General features: G+C 73.4%; 22 protein-coding genes. 4 read left to right on the top strand and 18 right to left on the bottom strand.

Annotation, left to right across the window (positions count from 1 at the left end; translation table 11 throughout):
• Positions 1 to 18: 18 nt before the first annotated feature.
• Positions 19 to 291, bottom strand: coding sequence for a hypothetical protein (locus OERS_RS13725; protein WP_139107844.1), 273 nt, complete (start codon positions 289 to 291; stop codon positions 19 to 21).
• Positions 292 to 300: 9 nt separating this feature from the next.
• Positions 301 to 1,383 (bottom strand): C2 family cysteine protease, encoded by a 1,083-nt coding sequence (locus tag OERS_RS13720; RefSeq protein ID WP_068626254.1) that lies wholly within the window; start codon positions 1,381 to 1,383, stop codon positions 301 to 303.
• A gap of 185 nt (positions 1,384 to 1,568) precedes the next feature.
• On the opposite strand from OERS_RS13720, the gene OERS_RS13715 reads away from it, so the two are divergent.
• Positions 1,569 to 2,114, top strand: coding sequence for a hypothetical protein (locus tag OERS_RS13715; protein ID WP_139107843.1), 546 nt, complete (start codon positions 1,569 to 1,571; stop codon positions 2,112 to 2,114).
• 40 nt (positions 2,115 to 2,154) lie between these two features.
• Here the strand turns inward: OERS_RS13715 and OERS_RS13710 are convergent, their stop codons facing one another.
• The 3 genes from OERS_RS13710 to OERS_RS13700 are packed head-to-tail and all read right to left on the bottom strand — an operon-like array spanning position 2,155 to position 4,069.
• Positions 2,155 to 2,550, bottom strand: a complete 396-nt coding sequence (locus OERS_RS13710) for a hypothetical protein (RefSeq protein WP_068626250.1) — start codon at positions 2,548 to 2,550, stop codon at positions 2,155 to 2,157.
• The gene (locus OERS_RS21780; protein ID WP_068626248.1) at positions 2,547 to 3,614 is read right to left on the bottom strand and encodes a VWA domain-containing protein; all 1,068 of its coding nucleotides are present in this window, start codon (positions 3,612 to 3,614) and stop codon (positions 2,547 to 2,549) included. The genes OERS_RS13710 and OERS_RS21780 overlap by 4 nt, the downstream gene beginning before the upstream one ends.
• A gap of 56 nt (positions 3,615 to 3,670) precedes the next feature.
• Positions 3,671 to 4,069 (bottom strand): hypothetical protein, encoded by a 399-nt coding sequence (locus OERS_RS13700; RefSeq protein WP_068626246.1) that lies wholly within the window; start codon positions 4,067 to 4,069, stop codon positions 3,671 to 3,673.
• A 384-nt stretch (positions 4,070 to 4,453) separates the two neighbouring features.
• Between OERS_RS13700 and OERS_RS13695 the strand changes: the two genes are divergently transcribed.
• Complete coding sequence (locus OERS_RS13695; protein WP_068626245.1) at positions 4,454 to 5,428, top strand: glycoside hydrolase family 19 protein; 975 nt, start codon at positions 4,454 to 4,456, stop codon at positions 5,426 to 5,428.
• Between the two features lie 83 nt (positions 5,429 to 5,511).
• On the opposite strand, the gene OERS_RS13690 is transcribed toward OERS_RS13695, so the two are convergent.
• The 12 genes from OERS_RS13690 to OERS_RS13635 all read right to left on the bottom strand — a co-directional run bounded on the left by OERS_RS13690 (position 5,512) and on the right by OERS_RS13635 (position 20,840).
• Positions 5,512 to 8,031 carry an alpha/beta hydrolase-fold protein gene (locus OERS_RS13690; protein WP_068626243.1) on the bottom strand — a complete coding sequence of 840 codons (2,520 nt, stop codon included), beginning with the start codon at positions 8,029 to 8,031 and terminating at the stop codon, positions 5,512 to 5,514.
• Between the two features lie 87 nt (positions 8,032 to 8,118).
• Positions 8,119 to 8,955: an HpcH/HpaI aldolase/citrate lyase family protein gene (locus OERS_RS13685; RefSeq protein ID WP_068626241.1), complete on the bottom strand. Its 837-nt coding sequence runs from the start codon at positions 8,953 to 8,955 to the stop codon at positions 8,119 to 8,121.
• Positions 8,952 to 10,160, bottom strand: coding sequence for a CaiB/BaiF CoA transferase family protein (locus OERS_RS13680; protein ID WP_068626239.1), 1,209 nt, complete (start codon positions 10,158 to 10,160; stop codon positions 8,952 to 8,954). The genes OERS_RS13685 and OERS_RS13680 overlap by 4 nt, the downstream gene beginning before the upstream one ends.
• On the bottom strand, positions 10,157 to 12,253 hold the full coding sequence (locus OERS_RS13675; protein ID WP_068626237.1) for an SUMF1/EgtB/PvdO family nonheme iron enzyme: 2,097 nt from the start codon (positions 12,251 to 12,253) through the stop codon (positions 10,157 to 10,159). The genes OERS_RS13680 and OERS_RS13675 overlap by 4 nt, the downstream gene beginning before the upstream one ends.
• A complete protein-coding gene (locus tag OERS_RS13670; RefSeq protein WP_068626235.1) occupies positions 12,250 to 13,209 on the bottom strand; it encodes a ribokinase in 960 nt (319 codons plus the stop codon). The genes OERS_RS13675 and OERS_RS13670 overlap by 4 nt, the downstream gene beginning before the upstream one ends.
• Entirely contained in the window at positions 13,206 to 14,591 is a 1,386-nt protein-coding gene (locus OERS_RS13665; RefSeq protein ID WP_068626233.1) for an ADP-ribosylglycohydrolase family protein, read from the bottom strand. Before OERS_RS13665 ends, OERS_RS13670 begins: the two co-directional genes overlap by 4 nt.
• Positions 14,588 to 15,766: an ADP-ribosylglycohydrolase family protein gene (locus OERS_RS13660; protein ID WP_056653595.1), complete on the bottom strand. Its 1,179-nt coding sequence runs from the start codon at positions 15,764 to 15,766 to the stop codon at positions 14,588 to 14,590. Before OERS_RS13660 ends, OERS_RS13665 begins: the two co-directional genes overlap by 4 nt.
• 106 nt (positions 15,767 to 15,872) lie before the next feature.
• Entirely contained in the window at positions 15,873 to 17,159 is a 1,287-nt protein-coding gene (locus OERS_RS13655; protein ID WP_068626231.1) for an ABC transporter substrate-binding protein, read from the bottom strand.
• Between the two features lie 89 nt (positions 17,160 to 17,248).
• Positions 17,249 to 18,076 (bottom strand): carbohydrate ABC transporter permease, encoded by an 828-nt coding sequence (locus OERS_RS13650; protein ID WP_056653063.1) that lies wholly within the window; start codon positions 18,074 to 18,076, stop codon positions 17,249 to 17,251.
• Positions 18,077 to 18,080: 4 nt separating this feature from the next.
• The gene (locus tag OERS_RS13645; RefSeq protein ID WP_231907857.1) at positions 18,081 to 18,968 is read right to left on the bottom strand and encodes a carbohydrate ABC transporter permease; all 888 of its coding nucleotides are present in this window, start codon (positions 18,966 to 18,968) and stop codon (positions 18,081 to 18,083) included.
• Between the two features lie 80 nt (positions 18,969 to 19,048).
• Positions 19,049 to 20,089, bottom strand: coding sequence for a LacI family DNA-binding transcriptional regulator (locus OERS_RS13640; protein ID WP_056653069.1), 1,041 nt, complete (start codon positions 20,087 to 20,089; stop codon positions 19,049 to 19,051).
• Positions 20,090 to 20,378: 289 nt separating this feature from the next.
• Positions 20,379 to 20,840 carry a hypothetical protein gene (locus OERS_RS13635; protein ID WP_068626299.1) on the bottom strand — a complete coding sequence of 154 codons (462 nt, stop codon included), beginning with the start codon at positions 20,838 to 20,840 and terminating at the stop codon, positions 20,379 to 20,381.
• 141 nt (positions 20,841 to 20,981) lie between these two features.
• Between OERS_RS13635 and OERS_RS13630 the strand changes: the two genes are divergently transcribed.
• Complete coding sequence (locus OERS_RS13630; protein ID WP_139107842.1) at positions 20,982 to 22,097, top strand: hypothetical protein; 1,116 nt, start codon at positions 20,982 to 20,984, stop codon at positions 22,095 to 22,097.
• A 90-nt stretch (positions 22,098 to 22,187) separates the two neighbouring features.
• Complete coding sequence (locus OERS_RS13625) at positions 22,188 to 22,841, top strand: chitinase (protein ID WP_056653080.1); 654 nt, start codon at positions 22,188 to 22,190, stop codon at positions 22,839 to 22,841.
• Between the two features lie 169 nt (positions 22,842 to 23,010).
• Here OERS_RS13625 and OERS_RS13620 read toward each other — a convergent pair whose 3' ends face one another.
• The gene (locus OERS_RS13620) at positions 23,011 to 23,430 is read right to left on the bottom strand and encodes a nucleotidyltransferase domain-containing protein (protein ID WP_068626227.1); all 420 of its coding nucleotides are present in this window, start codon (positions 23,428 to 23,430) and stop codon (positions 23,011 to 23,013) included.
• Positions 23,431 to 23,970: the final 540 nt, after the last annotated feature.

Here is a 23,970-nt window from a genome sequence, read left to right as displayed (position 1 = left end):
CCGGGGAGGATCGCCCGGTCAGTCGGCGTCGTCGATCTCCTCGAACCGCAGCGTGACCTCGCCGCGGACCGTTCCTTCGCTCGCCCGGATCTCGTCGAGGTGCAGCGTCCCGACGCCGTCGAGCTCGAACGCGTCTCCCTCGTCGAGCACGACGACGGCCTCGTCCGAGGGGGTGCGCAGCGCGAGCTGCGCGAGGGGCGTGCCGTCGACGAGGCCGACGCGCATGATCCCGACCCGCAGCACCCCGAAGGTGGGTTGCGAGCCCTGCCGTACATTCCTGACCGTTGTCACAGGTGGGTCCTATCGGGTGGAGGGGACGGCGTAGACGGTGTCGAAGTTCTCCTTGTACTGCTTCTCCGTGAGCCACATGTCGCCGACCTTGTCGGACCCGTCGTTCTGGAGGTGGGCGCCGGGTCCCCACGGGTTGATCACGTGGACCTTGAGCTCGCCGTCCCGCTCCTCGACCTTGTCCACGATGTACGCGTGGTTGGGTACGACCCGGGAGTCGTCGACCTCGTCGCCGAACGGCCACCACGACGGCTCGTCCTCGGTCCCGAGCGCGACCGGGCCGTCGGCGAGACGGTCCTTGAGGTCGGAGAGGTTCCCCTCGCCGGTCTTGGAGGGCGTCGCGCCGGTGATGGCCGCGAACGCGTCGCTCGAGTAGCCGCCGTCGATGTCGTCGTAGCTGCCGCCCCAGTACTCGGCGGCCGCCTTCTCGTAGATCGACGCCCAGCTCGGGTTCCCGCTCGGGTCCATGACGCCGTCCTGCGCGACCTCGGGCTCGACCGTGATCTCGACGGGGTCGCCGTCCTTGTACATCGTCACGGTCCAGGTCCCGTCGGCGTTGAGCTGCATGTGGTCGCGGATGAACTGGGGGTCGTCGCGGGCGACCGCGCCCAGGCCCGCGAGAAGCCAGCAGTCGCCGAGGCCCTGCTGGTTGATCATGTTCGGGTCGAGCGCCGCGTCGTCGAGCGGGATCGTGGGCGGGACGTCGACCCACGGTCCGTGTCCCGAGAGGTCAGGGTTGCCCGGCCGGTCCTTCCCACCGTCGCCGGAGCGGTCGCCGCCACCCCCGGTCCCCGGCGCACCGCCCCGGTCGAGGCCCGACCCGCCGTCGGCCGCGCTGGTGCGGGCCTGGTCCTCGGCGTTCCGGCGGAGCACCTCGGCGTTGTCGCGGAGCGCACCGAGGCAGGAGGCGAGCGCTGGGGCCAGCCGCCGGGACCAGTCCTGCCGGAACTCCTCGGCGTCGGGCCCCACCCAGCCCGCGGCGGCGACGATCCCGTCGACCTGCCGCCGGGCCGTCTCGAGCGTCTCGGCGCTCTCCACGAAGCTGCTGCCGAGCCCTGTGAGCGCCTCGACGTCGGCGCCGAACATGGTGCGCATGTCCCCCCTCGTGGCTGCGGGACCGCCTTGGTCCCGGTGCGTCGCCGACCCACGCTATCGACCACGCGGCGGGCAGGCCATGGGCAGCGGTCCCCATGCGACGTCACCCGGTGGGCGCCTCGTCGCTGCTAGGTTCGACGACGCCGCGCACCTGCGCGTCGACCGACCCAGCGAGGGGGCACCGCGTGAGAGACGCCGGATCGTCGAGGAAGCGGCTGCGTGCCGGCGGGGTGCTGCTGCTGGTGGTGGCCGCCGTCGGGCAGCTCGTCGCAGGGTGCAGCAGTTCTCCCGCCGCAGCTCCGACCGCGAGCACGCCGGGTGCGAGCCCTGCCGAGGCGCTCGACACGTACACCGTGGTGCGCGACGACGTCCTCGCGGCACTGTCGTCGCTCGACCCGGCGACGCCGTGGGAGTCGAGCGGGACCGCCGGCCTCTCCGAGGAGGGCTCGACGTGCACCCTGGTCCTGCCTGCCGCCGGCTCGGCGCAGTACCTGTACGTCGAGGGCGACGACTTCGCGGCGGTCCGCGCAGCCCTGGACCCCGTCCTCGCGCAGCACGGGTTCGCCGCCCTGGGGCAGACCGTGTTCGCGGACGGCGGGGCGGTCGAGGTGTCGTCGACCGACGACGCAGGGGCCGAGCTCGTCGTCTCGTCCGAGCAGACGTCCGTCGTCCGCCTGAACGCGCCGGTGCTGTCGGAGACGTGCGACGACGCGGAGCTCGGGCAGCCCTAGGGTGCGGGACGGCAGTGGCCCCGCACCCTTCGGTCCTGGCTCAGTCGCAGTCGTCGCACGTCCCGGCCGCGGGCAGCTGCATCGAGCACGACGGGCACATCGCGGCCTCCCTCTCGGGCGCACGCCGGGCCCCGGCGCCACCCCCACCTCCGCCGAAGTTCGGCATCTCCGTGCGGTCGTAGTCGTTCGGCCCCCGGTAGACGTCGACGAACCCCCGGTTGAAGTACGCGGCGGCCGGTCGGCCGTCGTCGAACCCGACGCCGACGTACGACCGGCTCGCCGGCGCCCACACCACGTCGAAGTCGACGTGCGCTGCGATCTCACGCATCCGCGCCCGGTTGGCGACGGGCAGGTTGAGCGCCTCGAACGCCGCGTCGAGGGAGGCGAACGCCGTGCGTCCCCGCCCGTGGATCTCGTCGTCGACGACGCCGCTCACAGCCGCCCCTCCCCCGCCTGCGCGGTGGTGAGGTAGCAGTACCAGCCGGGGGTGCGGGCGCCGTCGGGCTGGAACGTGATCTTGTTGACGACCCCGTTGCGGTTCCTGATGGCCGACCACACGAGCGGGCCTCGCGCCGCGTGCGCGAGGAGCTGCTCGACCGCGCCGCGCGACGTGTCGGCGTTGAGGAACACGTCGTGGCCCGCGACCTGGGCGTCGATGAGCTTGCGGCCCCCGTAGGTCGCGCGGTCGCCGATGCTCGTGGCCGACGTGGTGTCGCGCCACTGCGTGAGCCACAGGAGCAGCTCGCGCTCCGTGAGCCGTGCGGTCGGCACCGCGGGCGGTGCGGCCGGGCGCGCGACCGCGGGCACGGGCCGGGTGGTGCGCACACGCCCCGCGGGCGAGCCGTTCCCGGCGGCCAGGTCGCGCTCCGCGGCCGTGAACCCCGCGAACGTGTCGCGGGCCGCGGCCGGCGCGACACCGTCGGCGACCCCGGTGCGCAGGCGGGCCATGCTCGCCGACGCGGCCCCGTACGCGGCCCCTGCCGAGACGCCCTCGTAGGTCAGCGACCGCTCGCGGGCGACGCCGATCGACTCTCCGACCTCGATCGCGTCCTGGTTGGCTCCCATGTAGAGGAACGTCCACCCGAACACGGTCTCGCGCTCGGTCACGAGCGCCTTGATCGCGGCGTGCGTGTACTCCTTCGAGGCGTTCTCGTGGCCGTCGGTCATGATCCCGACGATCACGGTCGCGGGCCGCTGGTCCTCGGGCAGCTGCGCGATCCGCACGCTCGTCGAGTGGACGAGGCGCGCGATCGAGTCGAGCAGAGCAGTCATCCCACGAGGCTGGAGGTCGAGCGACGGGACGGTGGCGACGTCCCGGTCGGCGTAGACCTCCTCGTACTCGCTGTCGAACTGTGCGAGCGTCACGGTGCAGCGCCCCGTGACGCCACGCTGCTCGAGCATGAACTCGTCGAAGCCCGCGATCGTCGCGGCCTTGATCGACTGCATGGAGCCCGACCGGTCGAGGAGCATCGACAGGTGGGTGGCGGTGGCGTCGGCCATGGGGTACTCCTCGGGTCGTGGGGCGGTGCGGCTGATGGTGCGCGGGAGGGAGCGGGTCAGGTGCGGCGGCGGAAGCGGAGCGGCGTGGTCGCCTCGGGAGCAGCACTCACGTGCTTGCCCTGCTCGACGTCGTAGCGCGCCCTGGTCACTCCTTCTGCGGTCACGCGGTCGTCGGGTCCGCGGTAGGAGCCGAGCGCCGCGGTGCGAGCGACGCGCGGCGGGACGGTGTTGGGCGCGACACCCGCGTCCGCCGCGACCGAGCGGAGCGAGTGCCCGGCGAGCAGGGCCTGAGCCATCGCCTCGTCGAGCGCGGCGTCGAGCTGGACGCGCGCCTCGGCGAGAGCTGGGACGGCCTCCTCGGGAGCGAGTCCGGCCGCGGCCTCGAGGGCAGCGCGGGCCGAGGCCAGGCTCGGCAGCCCGTCGGTGCGGTGCGGTGCGTTCTTGTCGGAGGACATGCCACGAACGTAGTGCACCAAGTGCACATGTGCAATAGATGCACACTGGCAGTTGATGCACGCCGGGGACGTCGCCGCGCCTGCAGGGCGCGACTACCCAAGGGAGTGTTTTCTGCGTAGCCACCACAATGGTGGTGGCTACGCAGAAAACACTCCCGCCCCCGGTCACACGGAACGTGTCCGGTCCACGCCGCGCCCTCCGACATCCCTGACGGACGGACCTGCTGCTCGATCGCTCCCCTGCTCGCGGACCGGCACGCTCAGCCCGGCCACACCACCACCGACCTCCCCTCACCTACGTAGTACCCCCTACGTGCGTTGACCATCGGACAAATCCCCCGTCAGGCTCGCAGTCGTCCCCTGTCATCGACGAGAGGTACGAACATGCGCACCGCGCACACGATCCGACGGCCAGCGACGACGCTGGCCCTGCTCGCCCTGCTCCTCACGACCGCCCTCGCGGCGCTGTCGGTCACCGCCACGGTCCTCGCCCCCCGCGCCTCTGCGGCTGAGCCCTGCGCCGCACCGTGGAGCGCGTCCGCGGTCTACACGGGCGGCGCGGTCGTCTCGACCGCCGGCCACAACTGGAAGGCCGGCTGGTGGACGCAGGGCGAGACGCCCGGCACCACGGGCCAGTGGGGCGTCTGGCGCGACCAGGGCACGTGCGGCGGCTCGACCGGCGGCACCACGGGCGAGACCGGCGGCACCACGGGTGGTGACAACGGGGGCGGCAACCAGACCGGCTTCGTCGTGACCGAGGCCCAGTTCAACCAGATGTTCCCCAACCGGAACCCGTTCTACACGTACCAGGGCCTGGTCAACGCCCTGAGCGCGTACCCGCAGTTCGCCACGTCGGGCGGCACCGAGGTCGCCAAGCGCGAGGCCGCGGCCTTCCTCGCCAACGTGAACCACGAGACGGGCGCGCTGGTCTACGTCAAGGAGAGCAACACCGCGAACTACTCGCACTACTGCGACCCGAGCCAGTCCTACGGCTGCCCCGCGGGCCAGTCCGCGTACTACGGCAAGGGCCCCATCCAGCTCTCGTGGAACTACAACTACAAGGCTGCCGGTGACGCCCTGGGCATCGACCTGCTGAACAACCCGTACCTGGTCGAGACCGACCCGGCCGTGGCCTGGAAGACGGGCCTCTGGTACTGGAACACGCAGTCGGGCCCCGGCACCATGTCGGGCCACCAGGCCATCGTCAACGGCGCAGGCTTCGGCGAGACGATCCGCTCGATCAACGGCACGCTCGAGTGCAACGGCGGCAACCCCGCGCAGGTGCAGAGCCGCATCGCGGCGTTCCAGCGCTTCGCGCAGATCCTCGGCACGACCACGGGGTCCAACCTCACCTGCTGAGCCCGCCCTGCTGCCCGACGGCGGAGCCCACCTTCCGCAGGGAAGGTGGGCTCCGCCGTCGGGCGGGCAGGGGGCGCGACCCGTCAGGCCGCGCAGTCCGTCGCCGCGTACCGCGCGACGACCTCGACCGGCCCCGCCGGTTCCTGCACCGTGACCGTGACCTCGCCGGCCTCGATCGCGGCCACCCGCGTCGAGAACGTCTGCTGCGCGCTCTTGCCGGCGGCCACCCCCGCGAACGACTTGGTCCCGAACGGCGTCGACACCTCGAGGCTCACCGCCTGGTCACCACCGTTGAGCGCCCGCACCGAGACCTGCGCCCGGCCCGCGACGCAGCGCGCCGTGGCCTCGACGCTCACCGCGGTCGAGGGTGCACCCGGCCCCGTCGCGAGCTCGACCCGGGTCACGAACACGTCCCCGGCACCGGCGTTCACCGCCCCGAAGGGTGCCCCGAACGTCAGACCGCTCAGCCACGCGCCGTCGAGCCCGGGCGCGGCGAACAGGTTCGCGTCGTCCCACTCGTCGGCCCCGTCCCGCTCGCGCGTCCCGAGCTGGTTCACTGCCCCGGGCGTGCCGTCGGCCGCGAGCGCGAGCGTGAACACGTCCACGCCGCCGACCGGGGTGCCGAGCGCCCCGTACGTCGTGCCCACGACGAGCACCGTGCCGTCGGCACCCGCGACACCCGTCACGCCGCGGTCGTCGGTCGCCGTGCCGGTCTGCGTCGTCCACAGGACCTCGCCGCGGGCGTCGAACGCCCGCGCGAACACGTCGTTGTCCCCCGCGGACGCCCCGCCGAGCGCCCCGCGCGTGTGCCCCACGGCGACGACCGACCCGTCGGCCCGCGCCACGAGCCCGCTCACCTGGTCGTTGGCCGACGTCGCGACACCGCGCAGCCACACGAGCTCTCCCGCGCCGTCGTACCGCGCGACCCACCCGTCGTTGGCCCCGGCCGCCTGCGCGCCCGGCATGCCCTGCCCCGCGACCCCGCCCACGTACACGGACCCGTCGGGCCCGGGAGCGACCGCGAGCGCCTTGTCCTCGCCCGGCCCGCCGACCTGGCGGAGCCACAGGAGCTCGCCGGTCGCCGACACGCGCCCGACGATCGCGTCCTTGTCGCCCGCGCTCGTCCCGCCAGGGATGGTCCCGCTCGTGTACCCGGCGACGTACGCGCCGCCGGCCCCGTCGGACGAGAGGGCGTAGAAGCGGTCAGCCGCGGCGGGGTCGCCCGTCTGGAGCGTCCAGGCGCGCTCTCCCGCGGCGGTCACGGCCGCCACGAACCCGTCGTCGCGCGTCGAGCCCGCGTGCTTCCCGTCGAGGTCTCCCTTGGTGTACCCGGCGACGAGGGTCGTCCCGGTCCGTCCGGCGACCACGCCGTACGCGCGCTCGTCGGCGGGCGTCGCGATCGGGTGCTGCCACAGCGTGGCTCCGTCCGCGTCGCGGCGTGCCAGCACGACGTCGAGTCCGCCCGCGGGCTGCGACCCGGCCCAGGACCCAGCGAGGTTGAGGGCGACGGTCGTGCCGCCGTCGGGCGTGGCGAGGATGCCGCCCGCGCGGTCGTCGCCCGCGGAGCCGAGCAGCTCGGCGTCCCACGGCACCGTGGGCTCGGTGCGCAGGCGCGAGGACACGTCGACGATCGCCTCGCGGAACGCAGGCTGCCAGACGTCCCAGTCGTGGCCCCCGTTCATGACCCGCAGCTCGGCCGTGACTCCCGGCACGCGGCGCGCGGTGTTGTAGAGCCGCGCCGACTCGAAGTCGATGTCGTGACTCGCCTCGGCGGGGTCGGGGTTGGCCCACTCGTCGTCGCCGACCGCGACGAACAGGTGCACGGGCAGGGCCGGGTCGAGCGCGGCGAGCGCCGCCGGGTAGGAGAGCTCGGTGTACCGCTCGGGCGAGAACAGCTCGTGCCCGACGCCGTAGCCCCCGTGGTCACGGACGGACGAGTCCGCGGGTGGCTGGGGGACGTACACCGCGGGGCTCAGCACGATGCCCGCCGAGAACTCGTCCTGGTGCGCGAGGGTCAGGCGCAGCGCGCCCGCCCCGCCCATCGAATAGCCGCCCACGGCGCGCGCCTCGCGGTCGGCCACGGTCCGGTAGGTCGCGTCGACGTGCCCGACCAGGTCGCGCGTGAGCGCGGTCTCGACCTGGAAGCCTGCACCGGTGCCGGAGTCCGCGGAACCCTCGTAGGCCGAGTCGGTGTACCAGCTCCCCCGGTCGTTCCAGGGCGCGTCGGGCATGACCACGACCAGGGGCTGGATCGCCTCGGTCCCGATCAGCTCGTCGAGGTCGGTCGCGACGCGCTGCCACGCGGCCTGCGTGTCGCCGCGCCCGTGCAGCAGGTAGACGGTCGGGTAGCGCTGCTCGGCGTCCTCGTCGTAGCCCGGCGGGAGGTACACCGTGTAGTCGACGGCCCCGCCCGCGCCGAGCGCCTCGGACGGTGCGCTGCCGGGCACGAGCGTGCCCTGCTCGACGGCCGCGACCGGCCCGGCCACGACGAGCGGGAGCCCGACGACGGCGCCGCCCGCTCCCACCACCCCGGCCAGGAGGGCGGCGATCCGCCGCCGCGAACGAGGGACGCGTGGGGGCGTCGCCGGGAGGGCTGAGGTCATGGTTCTCTCCTTTGAGAAGTGCTGCAAAGCCGTTGAGTGCGGAGTTCTTGTGCGACACGCCCGGCGTGTCGCACAAGAACTCCGCACTCAGCGATGGGGCTGGGGGTCGCCCGCGACCGCGAGGACCGAGCGCGCGCGCTCGACCATCGCGACGTCGAGGAACGTGCCGTCGGCGAGCGCGATCGCTCCGACCCCGCGCGCGGCCGCGGCCCCGACGCGGTCGAGCACCTCGCGCGCACGGTCGACCTCCTCGGCGCTCGGGAGGAACGCCTCGCGGATGGGGTCGAGCTGCACGGGGTGGATCGCGGTGCGTCCCAGGAAGCCGAGCGCGCGGCCCGCGCGGCACGAGGCCACGAGCCCGTCGACGTCCTTGACGTGCGTGTACGCCGACATGGACGGCGACGGCAGGCCCGCGGCCCGCGCCGCGACCACGAGGCGGCTGCGCACCCAGGCCAGCGCGCCGTCGTCGTCCACGCGCAGGTCCGAGCGCAGGTCGGCCTCGCCGAGGCCGACCGACGCGACCTGGGGCGACGCCGACGCGATCTCGAACGCGCGCTCGACCCCGAGCGCCGACTCGATCAGCAGGTGCAGGTCGCGCCCGGGCAGCGCGGCCGCGAGCCCGCGGACCTCGTCGGCCGACTCGACCTTGGGCACGCGCGCCCCCACGGCGAGAGGCAGCCGCGCGACCGCCGCGACGTCGTCGGCGTGCCAGGGCGTGCCGCGCTGGTTGACCCGGACCTGGACCCGGCGCGAGATCCCGGCGAGCAGGGCGACGGCCTCGCGGCGCGCAGCCTCCTTGCCCGCGGGGGCGACCGCGTCCTCGAGGTCGACGATCACGACGTCGGCGGAGGTCGCGAGGGCCTTGGCGACCCGGTCGGGGCGGTCGGCCGGGGCGTAGAGCAGCGTGAGCGGCGGGGTGCTCATACGGCCCCCGCCTCCCGCAGGGCAGCGACCCGGGCCGCGTCGAAGCCCAGCTCGCCCAGCACCTCGTCGGTGTCCGCCCCGTGGTGGCGGCCCGTGAACCCGATCACGCCGTCGTGGTCCGAGAGCCGGAACAGCGGGCCCTGCATGAGCATCGGGCCGAGCTCGGGGTCCTCGATCTCGTGGAGCGTGCCGAGGGCCTGGAACTGCGGGTCGCCCACGATGTCCTGCGCGTCGTAGATGGGCGCGACCGCGGCCTGGGCCTCCTCGAACGCGGCCACGACCTCGTCGCGCGTGCGCTCGGCGATCCACCCGCCCACGGCCGCGTCGAGCTCGTCGGCGTGCTGGGCGCGCTCGGCCCCCACCGCGAACCACGGCTCATCGATGACCTCGGGGTGCCCGACGAGCCGCATGACGCGCTCCGCGATCGACTGCGCCGACGTCGAGACCGCGACCCACTGGCCGTCACGCGTCCGGTACGTGTTGCGCGGCGCGTTGTTGGCCGAGCGGTTGCCCGTGCGCGGCTGCACGGTCCCCAGCTGGTCCCACCGTGTGATCTGCGGGCCGAGCATCGCGAGGATGGGCTCGATGATCGCGGTGTCGACGACCTGGCCGCGCCCTGAGTTCTCGCGGCTCTGGAGCGCGACCATGACCGCGAACGCGGTCGCGAGCGACGCGACACCGTCGGCGAGTCCGAACGGCGGCAGGGTCGGCGGGCCGTCGGGCTCGCCCGTCATGGCCGCGAAGCCGCTCATGGCCTCGGCGAGCGTGCCGAACCCGGGACGCGAGCGGTACGGCCCCACCTGCCCGAACCCGCTGATGCGCGCGAGCACGAGGCGCGGGTTGCGGGCCGAGAGCTCGTCGTAGCCCAGGCCCCAGCGTTCGAGCGTCCCGGGGCGGAAGTTCTCGATCACGACGTCGGCCTCGGCCGCGAGCGCCAGGAAGACCTCGCGCCCGCCGTCGCTCGACAGGTTCACGGTCACGGCGCGCTTGTTGCGCCCGAGCGTCTTCCACCAGAGGTTGACGCCGTCCTTCGAGGCGCCGTGCCCGCGCGAGGGGTCGGGCTTGGTGGGGTGCTCGACCTTGATCACGTCGGCTCCCATGTCGCCCAGGTGCATGGCCGCCATGGGTCCCGCGAAGAGCGTCGAGGCGTCGACGACCTTGAGGCCCGCGAGCGCGCCGTCCGCAGGGTTGCGCGAGACGGTCATGCCGTCACCTCGTCCGTGGTCCACGCGCAGCGGAAGCCGATGCTCGAGCTGCGCGCGAGGCCCAGGCCCGGCAGGAGCAGCTTGGCGCTGAACTCGGGGCGCTGGACGCCACCGTCGAAGTACCACTCGGAACCGGTCGACTCGTGGTCGGAGCCGCCCTTGAGCATCGCGTAGCGCGTGCGGCCGTCGCTGTGCTCGCTCTCGGTCCAGTTCCACACGACGGGGGTCCCGCGCAGCAGGCCGCCCGTCTCCCCCGCGAGCTGCCACTCGTCCTCGCTCGGGAGGCGGCCTCCGCGCCACGCGCTGTAGGCGCGCGCGTCGTCGAGGTCGACGAACGTCACCGGCTCGTCCTCGCGCCCCGCGGGCGGTCGGCCGTCCACCCAGTGCGCGAGGAACCGGTGCGGGGTCGCGGGCCGGTAGCCCGTGGCGTCGACGAACGCCGCGAACTCGGCGTTGGTGACCTCGGTGGCCGCGACCGCGACGGGAGCGGCGAGCTCGCCGTCGCGCTGGAGCGTACGCGGGTCGTGCAGGCGCGGCGAGAGCGGCTTCCACTCCTCGACGTAGGGCGCACCCTGGTACATCCCGGTCTCCCGGGCGCGGTAGCGCACGGTCAGGACGTAGGACCCCGCAGGCACGACGACGGCGCTCGCGTCGGGTGCGCGCGTCGCGCCCGCCCCGGGCTCGGCCGCGGGAGCGACGCGGCGCGCGAGCCGGTGCGGGAACCGGGCGTCCGGGCTCGCCGCGTGCTCGCGCATGTCCTCGACCAGGCCGGGGAGCCAGTCGGGCTCGACGGCGCCGGGGGCGACGTGCAGGAGCGCGGCGATGCCGCGCCCCGGGACCGTGACCACGGGAGGGGTGGTGGCGCCGTCGACGCTGACGAGGCCACCGGTCGGGTCGGCGGCCGTCGCGAGGCCCGTCAGGTCGACCACGCGACCGGTCGGCGCGGCGGTGAGGACCGGGCCCGTCCAGTCCTGCTCGCCGCGGTTGACGAGGGTCCACAGCGAGACGCCGTCGTGCGAGAAGAGCGACGCGTGCACGCCGGCCTCGCGCGCCTCGGGTCCGAGGTCGGCGAGCGGGGTCCACTCGCCGTCGAGCAGCAGGTCCTTCGCGGCGCGCTGGACAGTGACCATGCGGCGCAGGGTCGCGGCGTCTCGCTCGCTCCACCCGACCCACACCCCGAACACGACCTCCCAGACCATGACGCCCACGCCGTTGATCCAGGCGGACTGCAGCTCGTCGGTGTGGTCGCGGTTCCAGCGGCGCACGTGGTGCTGCATGTGTCGACGCTCGTACCAGTGCGCGCGCAGCACGCCCGGCACGGACGAGTCGGCGAAGAACTGCGCCCACGACGACGAGTGGTCCTCGATGCGCTCGACCGCGAGCTTGGACTCGCCCTCCAGGACGATGCCGGGCCGGGCGGCCTCGAGCCGCTCGACGAGCTCGGGCTCGGCCTTCTTCAGGGTGTCGAGGAAGACGCCGTCGGCCGGGAGGTCCGCGACCACGGCGGCGAGCTCGGTCAGGTCGTCCTCGCCCCGGCGCGTGCCCGTGTCCCAGGGGTTGTAGTCGACGAACACGTGCAGGCCCGCGGCGTGCAGGGTCGCGACCAGGCCGTCGGGGCCGGTCAGGCCCGGCACGTCGCGGTAGAAGTCCCACTGGTTGCGGTCGTCGATCCCGATCACCGGGTACGCGTGCCACAGCACCACGGCGTCGAGGCCTGCGAAGCGTTCGCGGGCGTCGGCGAGGAAGCGCTCGGGCGTGAAGCGGTTCTCCTCGAACGAGTAGAGCAGCTCGTCCCACAGCCAGACCTGCGCGATCGTGAAGCAGCTCGCGGCCCAGGCGGCCCGCGGCCGCTCGTAGACCGCGCCCGTGAAGCCGTGGCGCTCGCGCGCGTCCGTGCGCCACGCCTCGAGGCGCTCGCGCCAGGCGGCCCACTCGGCGGGGTCGTCGGGGGCCGCGAAGATCTTCGCCTCGTCGAGCGCGGCAAGACCGTGCGGGGAGCCGGGCACGGCACCGGCACCGGTGGCGCCGTCGAGCGGGACGACCGTCGGCAGGTCGATGGGGCGGGGGACGAGCGGGTCGAACGTGTAGCTCATGGCAGCTGCTCCGGGTGCGCGAAGGTGGTGACCTCGTCGGCCGTGGGGACGGCGTCCTGGGCGCCCGGCCGGGTCACGGCCAGGGCGCCTGCGAACGAGGCCGTCCGGGCGGCGTCCACGAGGGTGGACCCGCCCGCGAGGGCGGCGGCGAGCACGCCGCAGAAGGTGTCGCCCGCGCCCGTCGTGTCGACCGCGTCGACCCGCGGGGCGGGGACACGGACGGGCGCGGCGCCGCGCTGCGCGACCAGGCAGCCCGCGCCGCCGAGCGTCACGACGACCGCAGGGACGCGTTCGAGGAGGACCGCGGCGAGGCGCTCGACGGGGTCGGGGCTCGCGGTCCCGGCCGGGTCGGCCGGGCCGCCCGCCAGGTCGAGGGCCTCGTGCTCGTTGACGACCAGCAGGTCGAGCGCGGCCCACATCTCGTCGGGCAGGTCGCGCGACGGCGCCGCGTTGAGCGCGAGCACAGCGCCGGGACGGCGGGCCGCAGCGGCCGCGAGCACCACGTCGAGAGGGATCTCGAGCTGAGCGAGCACCACGTCGGCCGCCGCGAGGCGGTCGGCCTGCGCGGCCCCGATGCGCACGTGCGAGTTGGCACCCGGCGCGACCACGATCGCGTTCTCGCCGTCGGGCGAGACCGTGATGAGCGCGGTCCCCGTGGGGGCCTCGACGCGCTCGACGAGGTCGGTGCGCACGCCCGCCCGGTCGAGCGAGGCGAGCAGCAGCTCGCCCGACTCGTCCCGGCCGAGCGCCCCGACGAACGACGTGTCGGCGCCTCCCGCACGGGCCGCGGCGACGGCCTGGTTCGCGCCCTTGCCGCCGGGGCTGCGGCGCAGGTCGCCGCCGAGGATCGTCTCGCCGCCACCGGGGTGGCGCGGGACGTCGACGACGAGGTCGACGTTGGCCGAGCCGACGACGACGACGCGTCCCCGGCGGGCCGCCTGCGAGGAACCGGTCATGCGTCGGCCCTCGCGAGGGGCTCGGCGACCGCCGGTGCCGTGAGTCGCAGGGCGAGCGTGCGGGCGACGAGGTCGTCGATGCGCTGCTCCCCGCCGGGGAGCGAGGTCGCGATGCGACCGTCGACCGGCCCGGTCCAGGCCTGGCCGATCCCGTCGGTCCCGCGCAGCGCGCCGACGACCCCGCCCACGGTCGCGGCGGCCGAGTCGGTGTCCCAGCCCGCGGTCACCGCGATCGAGACGCTCGCACCGAAGTCCCCCGCGCCCTTCGCCAGCGCGTAGGCGATCACGGCCGCGTTGTTGAGCACGTGGACCCAGTGCAGGTCGCCGTACGCGGCGTGGATCCGGTCGAGGCCGGCGCTCACGTCGCCGTCCTGGGCTGCCGCCTCGCGGCCGAGCCGCACCGCGTGGGCGATCCGGCTGTCCGGGGGCAGCACGGTCTGGGCGGCGTCGAGCACCTCGTCGACCGTCGCGCAGACCATCGACGCGGAGGCGAGCGCCGCGGCCCACATGGCGCCGTAGACGCCGTTGCGCGTGTGGCTCAGGCGCGCGTCGGTCCAGGCGAGGCGCGCTGCGGTCCGCACGTCGCCGGGGGCCACCCAGCCCAGGACGTCGGTGCGGATGAGCGCGCCGATCCACTCCCGGAACGGGTTCTGGTGGGTCGCGGTCTCGGGCACCGGACGGGCGTCGAGGATGTTGCGGTACGCCGCGCGCTCCGCGGTGAAGACGCGCCCCGCAGGCAGGTTGTCGAGCCAGAGCTGGGCGACGTCGTCGGTCGTGAACCCCGGACCGTGCTTCTCGAGCAGCGCGAGGGCGAGGATCGGGTAGTTGAGGTCGTCGTCCTCGGGCATCCCGTCGATGTTCTCCTCGAGCGACGTCGGCGCGCTGCGCCGGTTCCACGGCCACCGCGCCGCGACGTCCTCGGGCAGCCCGACGGCCGTGAACCAGGTCGTGAGCGGCCAGCGGCCCGTGGCCCGCAGGATCTCCTCGATGCCCGCGCGCGGGATCTTCTCGACCGGCTTGCCGAGCAGGCATCCCGCGGCGCGCCCCGACCAGGCGCCGTGCACGCGGCGGGCGAGCTCGTCGTCGGGCACCGTGGCGAGGACCGGGGGCGCCGGGAGGAGCGCGACGATCTGCTCCCACCCGTCCGGCTCGTGCGGGGCCGGGGCCGCGGGCAGGGCGTCGAGCTCGTCGAGCAGCTCGCGCGCCAGGGCGCGCAGCGCCGGCGGCGCGGGCACGGGGCCCGCTCCGCTCACCGCCGGGACCACCTCGCCGCCCGCGGCGGTCCACCGCTCGACGACGCCCGCGACGTCCTTGCCCTCGGTCGCCGACTGGACGAGCTCGTGCGCGAGCAGGTCCTCGGGCTGGGCCCAGGTGAGTCTCACGCCGACGCTCCCACCGTCGCGGCCTCGATCTCGTCGAGGGCACGGAGCCTGGCCTGCGCCGTCTCGCGGTCCGCACGCAGGATGTCGGACGCGACCTCGCCCATGAGGCGCCCGGTCGCGCGGACGTCGGTCCGGCTCGCGCGCTCGATCTCGTCGAGCCACTCGGTCGGCACGACCTCGGTGCCGCCGAGCCCGGCCGCGATCGCCCCGGCCATGACCGCGATCGAGTCCGCGTCGCGCCCGTAGTTGACCGCGCCGAGCACGGCACCGCGGAAGTCACCGCGATGCCCCAGGACGAACCCGAGGGCCGCGGGCAGCTCCTCGATCGCCTTGGTGCGCGAGGGGCGGCGGGCGTCCATCGACATCTGCCGGTACTCGGGGCCCACCGAGTCGAAGGGTGCGACGACCGCACGGATCCTGCGCGCCAGGGCACGCTCCTCCTCGTCGGTCGTCGGGACCGTGGTCCAGCCGTCGAACGCGTCGACGACCGCACGCAGCGCGGCGAGCGTCCCGTCGTGCGCGACGTCGAGCGCCGCCGCGACGACGTCGTCGAGCGTCGCGCCGGGAGCGACCGCTGCCGCGACCATCGCGGCGAACACGCCCGCGGCCTCGCGACCGTAGCTCGCCTGGTGCGCGCCCGTCAGGTCGATCGCCTCGGCGTAGGCGCCGCGCGGGTCGCCCGCGTTGGCCAACCCGACGGGGGCCACGTACATAGCCGCGCCGCAGTTGATGATGTTCCCGACGCCGGCCTCACGGGGGTCGACGTGCCCGTAGTGCAGGCGCGCGACGATCCACTTCTCGGCGAGGAACACGCGCTGGAGGAGCAGGACCGTCGACTCGAGCTCGGGGACCCAGCGCGGCTCGCCGATCATGAGCGGGACCAGGTCCTCGGCCATCGCGTACGCGTCGAGGTGCGCGCGGCGCTTGGCGTAGACCTCGACGAGCGCCTGCGTCATGAGGGTGTCGTCCGTGATGTGCCCGTCGCCCTTGTGGTACGGCGCGATGGGGCGGGCGTCCTGCCAGTTGGGGTAGTACGGCCCGACGATGCCCGTGACCCGCCCGCCGTGCCGCTCCTCGATCTGCTCCGGCGTCCAACCTTCCGTCGCCCCGCCCAGCGCGTCGCCGACGGCTGCGCCGGTGATCACCGCCACTGCCTTCTCGTCCAGCCAGCTCACCAGGTCACTCCCTGTTCGTCGTTCGTTGATCGGGGTGACGCGGGGCCACCCGTGGTCGTCGTCCGTGCGGACGGGCGGGCTCCCGCCCGTCCGCACGGGTCGTGCACTACTTCGTGATCTCTTCCCAGCCGGTCGTCAGCTCGGTGGCCACGCCGTCGGCGTCGATCTCCTGCGCCAGGAAGCGCTGGTAGGCCGGCGTCGCGACGGTGTCCTTCCACTGCGCGTACGCGTCGACGAAGAGGTACGGCGCGGAGACGAGGTGCTGCCCCGAGGAGAGGATCACGTCCCAGCCGTTCTCGGTGCCGAGCTTGGCCGCGAGGGCCTCCTGCGCGGAGGTCGTCGCGGGGATGAGCGCGTCGGCCTCGTTGAGGGCGGCCAGGTTCTCGGTCTGCGTGAAGAACTCGATGAACTCCGCGGACTCCTCGACGTGCTCGGAGTCGATGTTCACGGACAGGGTCTGCGGGTTGGCGGCCTGCTCGGCGCCCTCCGAGCCCTCGAGCGGCGGGAGCACGATCCAGTCGAAGCCCTCGGGCGCGTCGGTCGCGATGTTCGCGGCCTGGAACGAGCCCTGGATCGTCATCGCGACCTGACCGGCGTAGAAGGTCGCGAGCGTCTCGGACCCCGTCTGGCTCAGCGTCACGGGCAGGATCGACTTGTCCTGGTACGCCATGGCGTCCACGAGCTCGGGGACCGCCATCTCGCCCTCGCCGACCCTGAGCGTCGCGTCGGCCCCGCTGCCCTCGAAGAAGGTGCCGCCGAAGCCCGGCGCGAGCGCCATGTAGGCCGCGGTGGGGCTCTTGAGCCCCCAGCCCAGGCCGTACGTGCCGTCCTTGGTCGTGGCCTGCGCGATGGCGCGCATCTCGTCCCACGTCATGGTCTCGCCCGTGGGGATCGTGACGCCCGCGGCGTCGAGCAGCGTCTTGTTCGCGAACACCATGTAGGACTGGAGCTCGGTCGGGTACGCGATGATCTTGCCGTCGACCGTGACCGCGTCGAGGATCCCCTCGGGGACGTCCGAGCGGAACTCGTCGGACATGTGCTCGGTGAGGTCGGCGAGGTAGCCGTCCGCCGCGAAGGGCACGATGCTCGCGGCCTCGTAGTGGATGATGTCCGGCGCGGCACCACCGTTGAACTGCGTGATGAGCTTGTCGTAGATGCCGTCCCAGCCCGCAGGGACGATCTCGACCTGGACGTCCGGGTTGGCCTCGTTCCAGTCCGAGACGATGCTCTCGGTCGCGGCGATGGCCGCGGGCTGGTCGGACAGCGACTGGAACTTCAGCGTGACCGGACCGGAGTCTCCACCGGCGTCGCTGTCCCCGCCGCTTCCGCAAGCGGTGAGGAACAGGGTGCCGATCGTGAGGCATGCGGCGATGGACGCACCACGAGTCTTCATGTGTCTGCCTTTCTGAGGCGTGGGGGTCGTGCGGGTGAGGTGGGTACTGCGGGTGAGGTGGGTTCCGCGAGGGGCTGCGCGCACTGCGCTCACCCCTTGACGGCACCGGACAGGAGTCCGCCGGTGAGCCTTTTCTGCATGATGGAGAAGAAGACGATGCTGGGGATCGCCGCGAGCACGGCGCCTGCCGCGAGCGGGCCCAGCGCGACCTTGCCCTCCCCGCCGATGAACATCTTGAGCGTGATCGGCAGGGTGTAGTTCTCGGGCGACTGGAGCAGCACGAGCGCGAAGAAGAACTCGTTCCACGAGGAGACGAAGCTGAACATCGCGGTCGCGACGACGCCCGGCATGAGGAGCGGGAAGACGATCGTGCGCAGGACCGTGAGCCGGCTGGCCCCGTCCATCGAGCCGGCTTCCTCGAGCTCGATCGGGATCGAGCTCACGTAGCCCTGGAGCATCCACAGCGCGAAGGGCAGCGTGTAGGTCGTGTGGACCAGGGTCAGGCCGACCAGGCTGTCGGTCAGGCCGATGGTCCGCAGGATGAGGAACAGCGGCAGGATGATGAGGATGACGGGGAACACCTGGCTGACCAGGATCCACCCGACCCCCATGCCGCGGACCAGGCCCTTGAGCCGGGCCAGGACGTACGCGCCGGGCAGCGCGATGAGGAGCACGAGCGCGGTCGAGACGAGCGCGACGACCGTGGAGTTCCACGCCGAGCGCACGAGCCCCTGACGCTCGAGCGCGGCCGAGTAGTTGCCCCACTCGATGTCCTGCGGGACGAGACTCACGCTGAGCGAGTTGAGCTCTCCCGACGACTTGAGCGACGCCGAGATGAGCCACAGCAGCGGGAAGCCGAGGAAGACGATGTAGAAGCACAGCGCCACGTACTGGGCGGGCCGGACGAGATGACGCATCAGATCACTTCCCCGTGCTGTCGCGGTCTTGGCGGAACTGGGACCACAGGTAGATCGCGAGCAGGAGGACGACGACGACCACGAGCACCACGCCCATGGCGGCCGCGTAGCCGATGTTCCTGTTCTTGAACGCCTCGAGGTACGTGTAGAGCATCGGCAGCATGGTGCGGCCGCCCGGTCCGCCCTCGGTCAGCACGTAGACCAGGGAGAACGAGTTGAAGTTCCAGATGAAGTTGAGCGAGGTGATCGACGTGATGATCGGGCGCAGGCTGGGCAGCGTGACCGCGGTGAAGCGGCGCCAGGCGTTCGCGCCGTCGATCGACGCGGCCTCGTGGAGCTCGTCGGGGATCTGCTGGAGGCCCGCGAGCAGCGTCACGGTCGTCTGCGGCATGCCGACCCAGATGCCCACGACGATCACGGCGGGCAGCGCGGTCGAGAAGTCCGCGAGCCAGTTGATGTCGTCCGGCAGCCCGATGCTCCCCAGGAACGCGTTGAGCGGCCCCGCGTTGGGCGAGTAGATCATCCGCCACATGATCGCGACGACCACGGGCGGCATGGCCCACGGGATGAGCGCGAGGACGCGGGTCAGGCCCTGGAGCTTGAGGTCGGAGTTGAGCAGGAGCGCGAGCCCCATGGCCGCGACGAGCTGGAGCACCGTCACGGAGACGGCCCAGATCATGCCGATCCGGAACGAGTCCCAGAAGAACGAGTTGTCGGCCAGGCGGACGAAGTTGTCCATCCCGACGAACGTGTACTCGGGGTTGCGGACCAGGCGGGCGTCGGTGAACGCGAGCCCCACGCCGACCAGGAGGGGTGCGACGCTCAGGACGAGGATCGGGAGCAGCGACGGGATGACGAGGGCGATGGCCTCGCGCCGCTTCGCGCGCGCCATCCCTCCGGTCCTGCGCGGGCTGCGCCGCGGCGGGGTTGTCGGGGTGGACGGCCGGGGGCCGGCCTCCACGGTGGTCGCTGTCATGACTTCTCTCCGTCGAGTGCGTCGGTCGGGCGGGTGGACTCGCGGACGAGGAGCGTCGGCCCCACGTCCACGTGCCGGGTCTCCTGGGCGGTGCCCTCGACCAGGCCGAGCATGATCTGCGCGGCGCGCCGACCACGTTCGGCCGAGCCCAGGGAGACGCTCGTGAGGCTCGGGTAGAACACGCGGCCGATCTCGGTGTCGTCCATGCCGGTCACGGCGAGGTCGGTCGGGACGTCGAGGCCGCTCTGCCGGGCTGCGTGCATGGCGCCGATCGCGAGCAGGTCGTTGGCCGCGACGATCGCGTCGAGGCCGCCTCCGCCCGCGCCGCGCTCGATGAGCCTGGTCGCCGCCGCGAGGCCGGCCGCGACCGTGAAGTCCTCCGCGATCTCGACGTCGACGCGCTCGGCCGAGAAGCCCGGGGCGGCGACCGCGGCGTCGAAGCCTCGCTGGCGGGCCTCGCCGGGGGTCGTGTCGAGGGGGCCGTTGAGGAAGGCGATCCGGCGCCGGCCGATGTCGAGCAGGTGGGTCACGGCCTGGCCGATCCCGCCGGCCGAGTCGGTCGAGACCGAGTCGATGCCGCGGGCACCGAGAGAGCGTCCGATGACCACGACGGGCACCGCCGACTGCCGGATCTCCTCGACCAGCTCCTCGCTCATGCGCAGGGGGCTGAGGATGATCCCGTCGACCATGCCGCTCGCGAGGCTCCGCACGAGGTCGGTGGTCGAGTGCGCGGTGTCGCCGGTCGTCGTGACGACGACGCGGTAGCCGTAGGGCGCGACGACCGCGTGGATCGCCGACATCATCTCGACGTAGACCTGGTTGCCGATGTCGGCGACCGCGAAGGCGATCTGGAACGTGCGCCGCATGCGCAGCGAGCGCCCGACGGCGTCGGGGCTGTACCCGAGCTCGTCGGCGGCTGCGCGCACCCGCTCGACCATGGCCTTGCTGGCTCCGGACCCGTGCAGCGCTCGGGAGGTCGAGGCGAGCGACACCCCGGCGCGCTCGGCGACCTCGTTCAACGTTGCACGTGACGCCATCGGTTTCTTCCCTCTCCGTCGAAGGTGGTGCTGGGCTCTCGTTCTGGAAACGTTTCCAAGTTCACGGTGCGAAACCTGCTGGAAACGTTTCCGGATTGAGAGGCACTCTTGCACGCGGCCTCGGAGAGTGTCAACCGGCTCGGTGCGCTCTCACCCGCGACGCGTCAGCGCCGGGCGACCGCCGACCCGACGGCGGGGCTCACCTTCTGCGGAGCCGTGCCCGACGGCGGAGCGCACCTTCCCTGCGGAAGGTGCGCTCCGGCGTCGGGCGAGCAGGGGGTCGAACGGCTCAGCGCTGGACCGCGAACGCCGCGAGCGAGAGCGCGACGGCGTCCTCTGCGACGGCCGCAGGCCAGTCCGGGCCCTTCCCGACCCACGCGGCCCGCCACGCCGCCCCGCCCCAGGTCCCGGCCGCACCACCCGCCGCGCCGAGCAGCACGGGCAGGAGCACGCCGACCTCGGCCCGGCGGGCGAGCACGAGGGCCCCGATCGCGCCGGACGCCATGCGGGTCGCGGGGCCGGGCGGTTCGAGGCGCGACCCCGCTCCCGGCAGCTTGTCGCCCAGGAGCTCACCGACGATCCCGAGCCCCGCGACCACCTTGGCCACGATGGCCCCCCGCCCCGTCGCCGAGGAGGTGAGCAGGGGCGGCGCGACTCCCAGCGAGGCACGGCTCCCCGCAGCGGTGCCGATCGCCAGGGACCGCACGAGGACGTCGACCGGGAAGCGGGAGGTGCCGCGCTCAGGATGCATGCCTCCCACGATCCGGGCGGGCGGCCCGACCGGCAACCGCACGAGCAGCCGCGCACCCGGCCGCGCGCGCCCGCGCACGGGCCTCCGCACCGTTCCCGGGGTCCGGGCGGGCGCCTCATCTGCGTCCGCTACCCTCGCGGGATGCCGATGACGTCTCGCCGAGAACCTGCCGTCCTCGTCGCCGGGCTCCTCACGTCGGTCCTGTGGGTCGGGAGCGCGGTGCTGAGCGACCGGGTGGACGTGACCGTGACGGGGCGGACGATCCTCGCGGCCCTGCTCGCGGGAGCGGTGGTCGTCGCGCTGACGTATCTCGCGACGCGACGCCTCCCCCCTCGCACGGGAACACCGGCGGTGTTCCTCGGCTCCTGGTTCGCGGTCGTCGTGGGCGGTGCCGCGGGCGCGGTCGCCGACGTCGTCGCCGACGTCACGTTCCCCTCCCCCGAGAACCCGGCGTTCCTCCTGCTCACGGCGTCGTTCGACGGCGGCTCGTGGGGGCTGGCCGCGGGGTGGCTCGTCGGGCTCGTCGTGGTCGGCACACTGGGCCTCACGAGCCGCCGCGACCCGGCCTCGCTCCCGGCCACGCGTCGCGCGCGCAAGCCGTTGCGGGCCAGCGCGTACCCGACGGTGCTCGTCGCGGGCGGCGTGGGGGCGCTCGTCTGGGCGAGCGTCGGCGCCGCGGGGTCGTGGCTCGTGTGGCACCGCAGCGCGCGCGGTCCGGTCGACCTGCTGGGCGAGGTCACCTCGGGCGCGATGGCCTGGCGCTTCACGGCCGGCCGGACCGTGGTCGAGCCGCTCGAGATCGGTCTGGCGGTGCTCGTGGGGCTCGTCGTCGCGGGGGGCACGTGGCTCGCGACCCGGCGTCTGCCGCCGCGTGCGAGCCGCTGGAGCCTGGTGCTCGCGGTCTGGTTCGTCACGATCGCGGCGTCGTCGGTGGCTGCGGCGTCGCGTTCGGTCACGGCCTTCGTGGTGGGCGAGCTGCGTTCGACGACGCTCAACCTGGCGTTGTCCTCGGTCCAGGCGAGCCTCTTCTGGCCCCTCGTCCTCGGCTGGTCGGCAGGGCTCGCCGCGGCCCTCGTCTACCGCGCGACGGGTGGCGAGCCGGGCGGGGTGCCGGCTGCCGATCCGGCCGGCAGCACCCCGGTCGACGGTGACGTGGAGCCGGTGGGCACAGCCGGCACGATCGGCGCGACGCCCGGTGATGACCTCCCCCGGAGCGCCCTGCACACCGATGCCGAGGAGCCCGCACCCGTCCCCTAGGGTGACCGCGGAGACGCCGTCCGGCCGTCGCGGCTCGTCGTCGAGCCGCGACCCCGCGGCCGGCCGGGATCAGTGACGAGAGGGTGGCTCATGGCTGAGACAGGTTCGACGAGCGGCATCACGACGTGCTTCGTGGTGACGGAGGCGCAGTTCGAGGAGATGTTCCCGGACCGCAACCCGTTCTACACGTACGAGGGCCTGGTCGCGGCGACCGCGGCGTACCCGGAGTTCGCGACGTCGGGCGGGCCGGTGGTCGCGGCCCGCGAGGCTGCGGCGTTCCTCGCGAACGTGAGCCACGAGAGCACGGGGCTGCTGCACGTGAGCGAGCTCAACACGGCCGTGTACTCGCACTATTGCGACCCGTCGCAGCCGTACGGGTGCCCCGCGGGCCAGGACGCGTACTACGGCAAAGGGCCCATCCAGCTCTCGTGGAACTTCAACTACAAGGCCGCGGGTGACGCCCTGGGCATCGACCTGCTGAACGACCCGTACCTGGTCGAGACCGACGCGACCGTGGCCTGGAAGACCGCGCTCTGGTACTGGAACACGCAGCCGGGGGAGGGCACCATGACGTGCCACGAGGCGATCGTCGGGGACCACGGCTTCCGCGAGACGATCCGCGCGATCAACGGCCCGCTCGAGTGCGAGGGCGGCAACCCGCGCCAGGTCGCGAACCGGGTCGCACTGTTCCGCCGCTACGCCGAGCTCCTGGGCACCACGACGGGCGAGAACCTGACCTGCTGAGATCCGTTGCCCGACGGCGGAGCGCGCCCCCCGCCGTCGGGTGCAGGGCGGCGCGGCGTGGGCGGGCATCGCGCGGGGCGCTGTGGGTGCAGGGCGGCGCGGCATGGACGAGTGCAGGGCGGCGGGCGCGGCCGCGGGGCGCGGGGCAGATGCGCCTGCCCGCCAGCAGTCAGTCGGGGAGGACGACGAGGGGCAGGTGCTCGTGCACGGGTGGCCCGAGCACCTGTTCGGCGTCGTGCGCCCACCGCTCGAGGGCGCCGGGGCGCTCGCGCTCGGCGTCGAGCCACGCGATCGTGCGGAGGTGGACGTCCACGTCGTTGCCGGTCCAGGCTCCCGCGTCGCGGCCCAGCTGGTCGGTGAGCTCGTGGGCGATCCAGGCCGGAAGGTCGTCGGGGACGACGACGAGGAGGTCCAGGTCGTCGGCCGCGGTGCCGTCGCCGCGAGCGGCTGAGCCGACGACAGCGACGCCGATCGACCGTCGACGGCCGTCGTCCCGCACGACCTCGTGGAGCAGCTCGTCGAGGCGTCGGCGCAGCTCGCACCAGGGGTGCAGCGCGTCGAAGAGCGCCTCGATCGCGGGCCAGCACATGGTGGTCGCGGTTGACCCGGAAGTAGTTCGTCGACCCGATGGTCCGCCGCTGGACGATCCCTTGCCGTTCGAGCCGCCCGAGAGCGCGACGGACCCCTTCCGACGATCCGGAGTGCGCGACGCGATGCACCTGCCCACCCGTGAGCTCGCCCTGACGGTTCCAGAGCGCACGCAGGACGGGCCCCTCGAGCCCGGGCACGACCGCCGAGACCGGGCTGCTCCAGTCCATCCGCTCCCCCTCGTGTGTCGACCCGACCCTGACCTGCGGGCCGGTGATCACCTCGCGTCAGGCCCTGCCCGCAACGCAGCGGAACGTCAGTCGCATGTCGCTGATCCATGGTGTCCGGCCACCCTCAAGGGCCTCCGGGGGGAGGGTGTGTTTTCTCTGTAGCCACCACAATTGTGGTGGCTACAGAGAAAACACACCCTCCCCTCCCCCGGTTCGGCTTCGCCGCCCACCATCCGTCGACCGTTCCCACGCGCAGGCGCAACGTCTCCAGGCGGTGCCCCTGTCTCGACGGCCGACCGGATGTCCGCGAG

It is taken from the genome of Oerskovia enterophila (assembly GCF_001692445.1).
GTDB lineage: Bacteria > Actinomycetota > Actinomycetes > Actinomycetales > Cellulomonadaceae > Oerskovia > Oerskovia enterophila.
The sequence above is the reverse complement of the archived record's forward strand: the minus strand, read 5'-3'. Positions and strand labels throughout refer to the sequence as shown.

Bases quoted from the DNA above. Each gene is read 5' to 3' on its own strand.
- OERS_RS13700 (WP_068626246.1), bottom strand. From the start codon at position 4,069: ATGTCCTCCGACAAGAACGCACCGCACCGCACCGACGGGCTGCCGAGC.
- OERS_RS13695 (WP_068626245.1), top strand. From the start codon at position 4,454: ATGCGCACCGCGCACACGATCCGACGGCCAGCGACGACGCTGGCCCTG.
- OERS_RS13675 (WP_068626237.1), bottom strand. From the start codon at position 12,253: ATGAGCTACACGTTCGACCCGCTCGTCCCCCGCCCCATCGACCTGCCG.
- OERS_RS13645 (WP_231907857.1), bottom strand. From the start codon at position 18,968: ATGGCGCGCGCGAAGCGGCGCGAGGCCATCGCCCTCGTCATCCCGTCG.
- OERS_RS13680 (WP_068626239.1), bottom strand. From the start codon at position 10,160: ATGACCGTCTCGCGCAACCCTGCGGACGGCGCGCTCGCGGGCCTCAAG.
- OERS_RS13685 (WP_068626241.1), bottom strand. From the start codon at position 8,955: ATGAGCACCCCGCCGCTCACGCTGCTCTACGCCCCGGCCGACCGCCCC.
- OERS_RS13655 (WP_068626231.1), bottom strand. From the start codon at position 17,159: ATGAAGACTCGTGGTGCGTCCATCGCCGCATGCCTCACGATCGGCACC.
- OERS_RS13650 (WP_056653063.1), bottom strand. From the start codon at position 18,076: ATGCGTCATCTCGTCCGGCCCGCCCAGTACGTGGCGCTGTGCTTCTAC.
- OERS_RS13640 (WP_056653069.1), bottom strand. From the start codon at position 20,089: ATGGCGTCACGTGCAACGTTGAACGAGGTCGCCGAGCGCGCCGGGGTG.
- OERS_RS13670 (WP_068626235.1), bottom strand. From the start codon at position 13,209: ATGACCGGTTCCTCGCAGGCGGCCCGCCGGGGACGCGTCGTCGTCGTC.
- OERS_RS13625 (WP_056653080.1), top strand. From the start codon at position 22,188: ATGGCTGAGACAGGTTCGACGAGCGGCATCACGACGTGCTTCGTGGTG.
- OERS_RS13630 (WP_139107842.1), top strand. From the start codon at position 20,982: ATGCCGATGACGTCTCGCCGAGAACCTGCCGTCCTCGTCGCCGGGCTC.
- OERS_RS13620 (WP_068626227.1), bottom strand. From the start codon at position 23,430: ATGTGCTGGCCCGCGATCGAGGCGCTCTTCGACGCGCTGCACCCCTGG.
- OERS_RS13635 (WP_068626299.1), bottom strand. From the start codon at position 20,840: ATGCATCCTGAGCGCGGCACCTCCCGCTTCCCGGTCGACGTCCTCGTG.
- OERS_RS13720 (WP_068626254.1), bottom strand. From the start codon at position 1,383: ATGCGCACCATGTTCGGCGCCGACGTCGAGGCGCTCACAGGGCTCGGC.
- OERS_RS13690 (WP_068626243.1), bottom strand. From the start codon at position 8,031: ATGACCTCAGCCCTCCCGGCGACGCCCCCACGCGTCCCTCGTTCGCGG.
- OERS_RS21780 (WP_068626248.1), bottom strand. From the start codon at position 3,614: ATGGCCGACGCCACCGCCACCCACCTGTCGATGCTCCTCGACCGGTCG.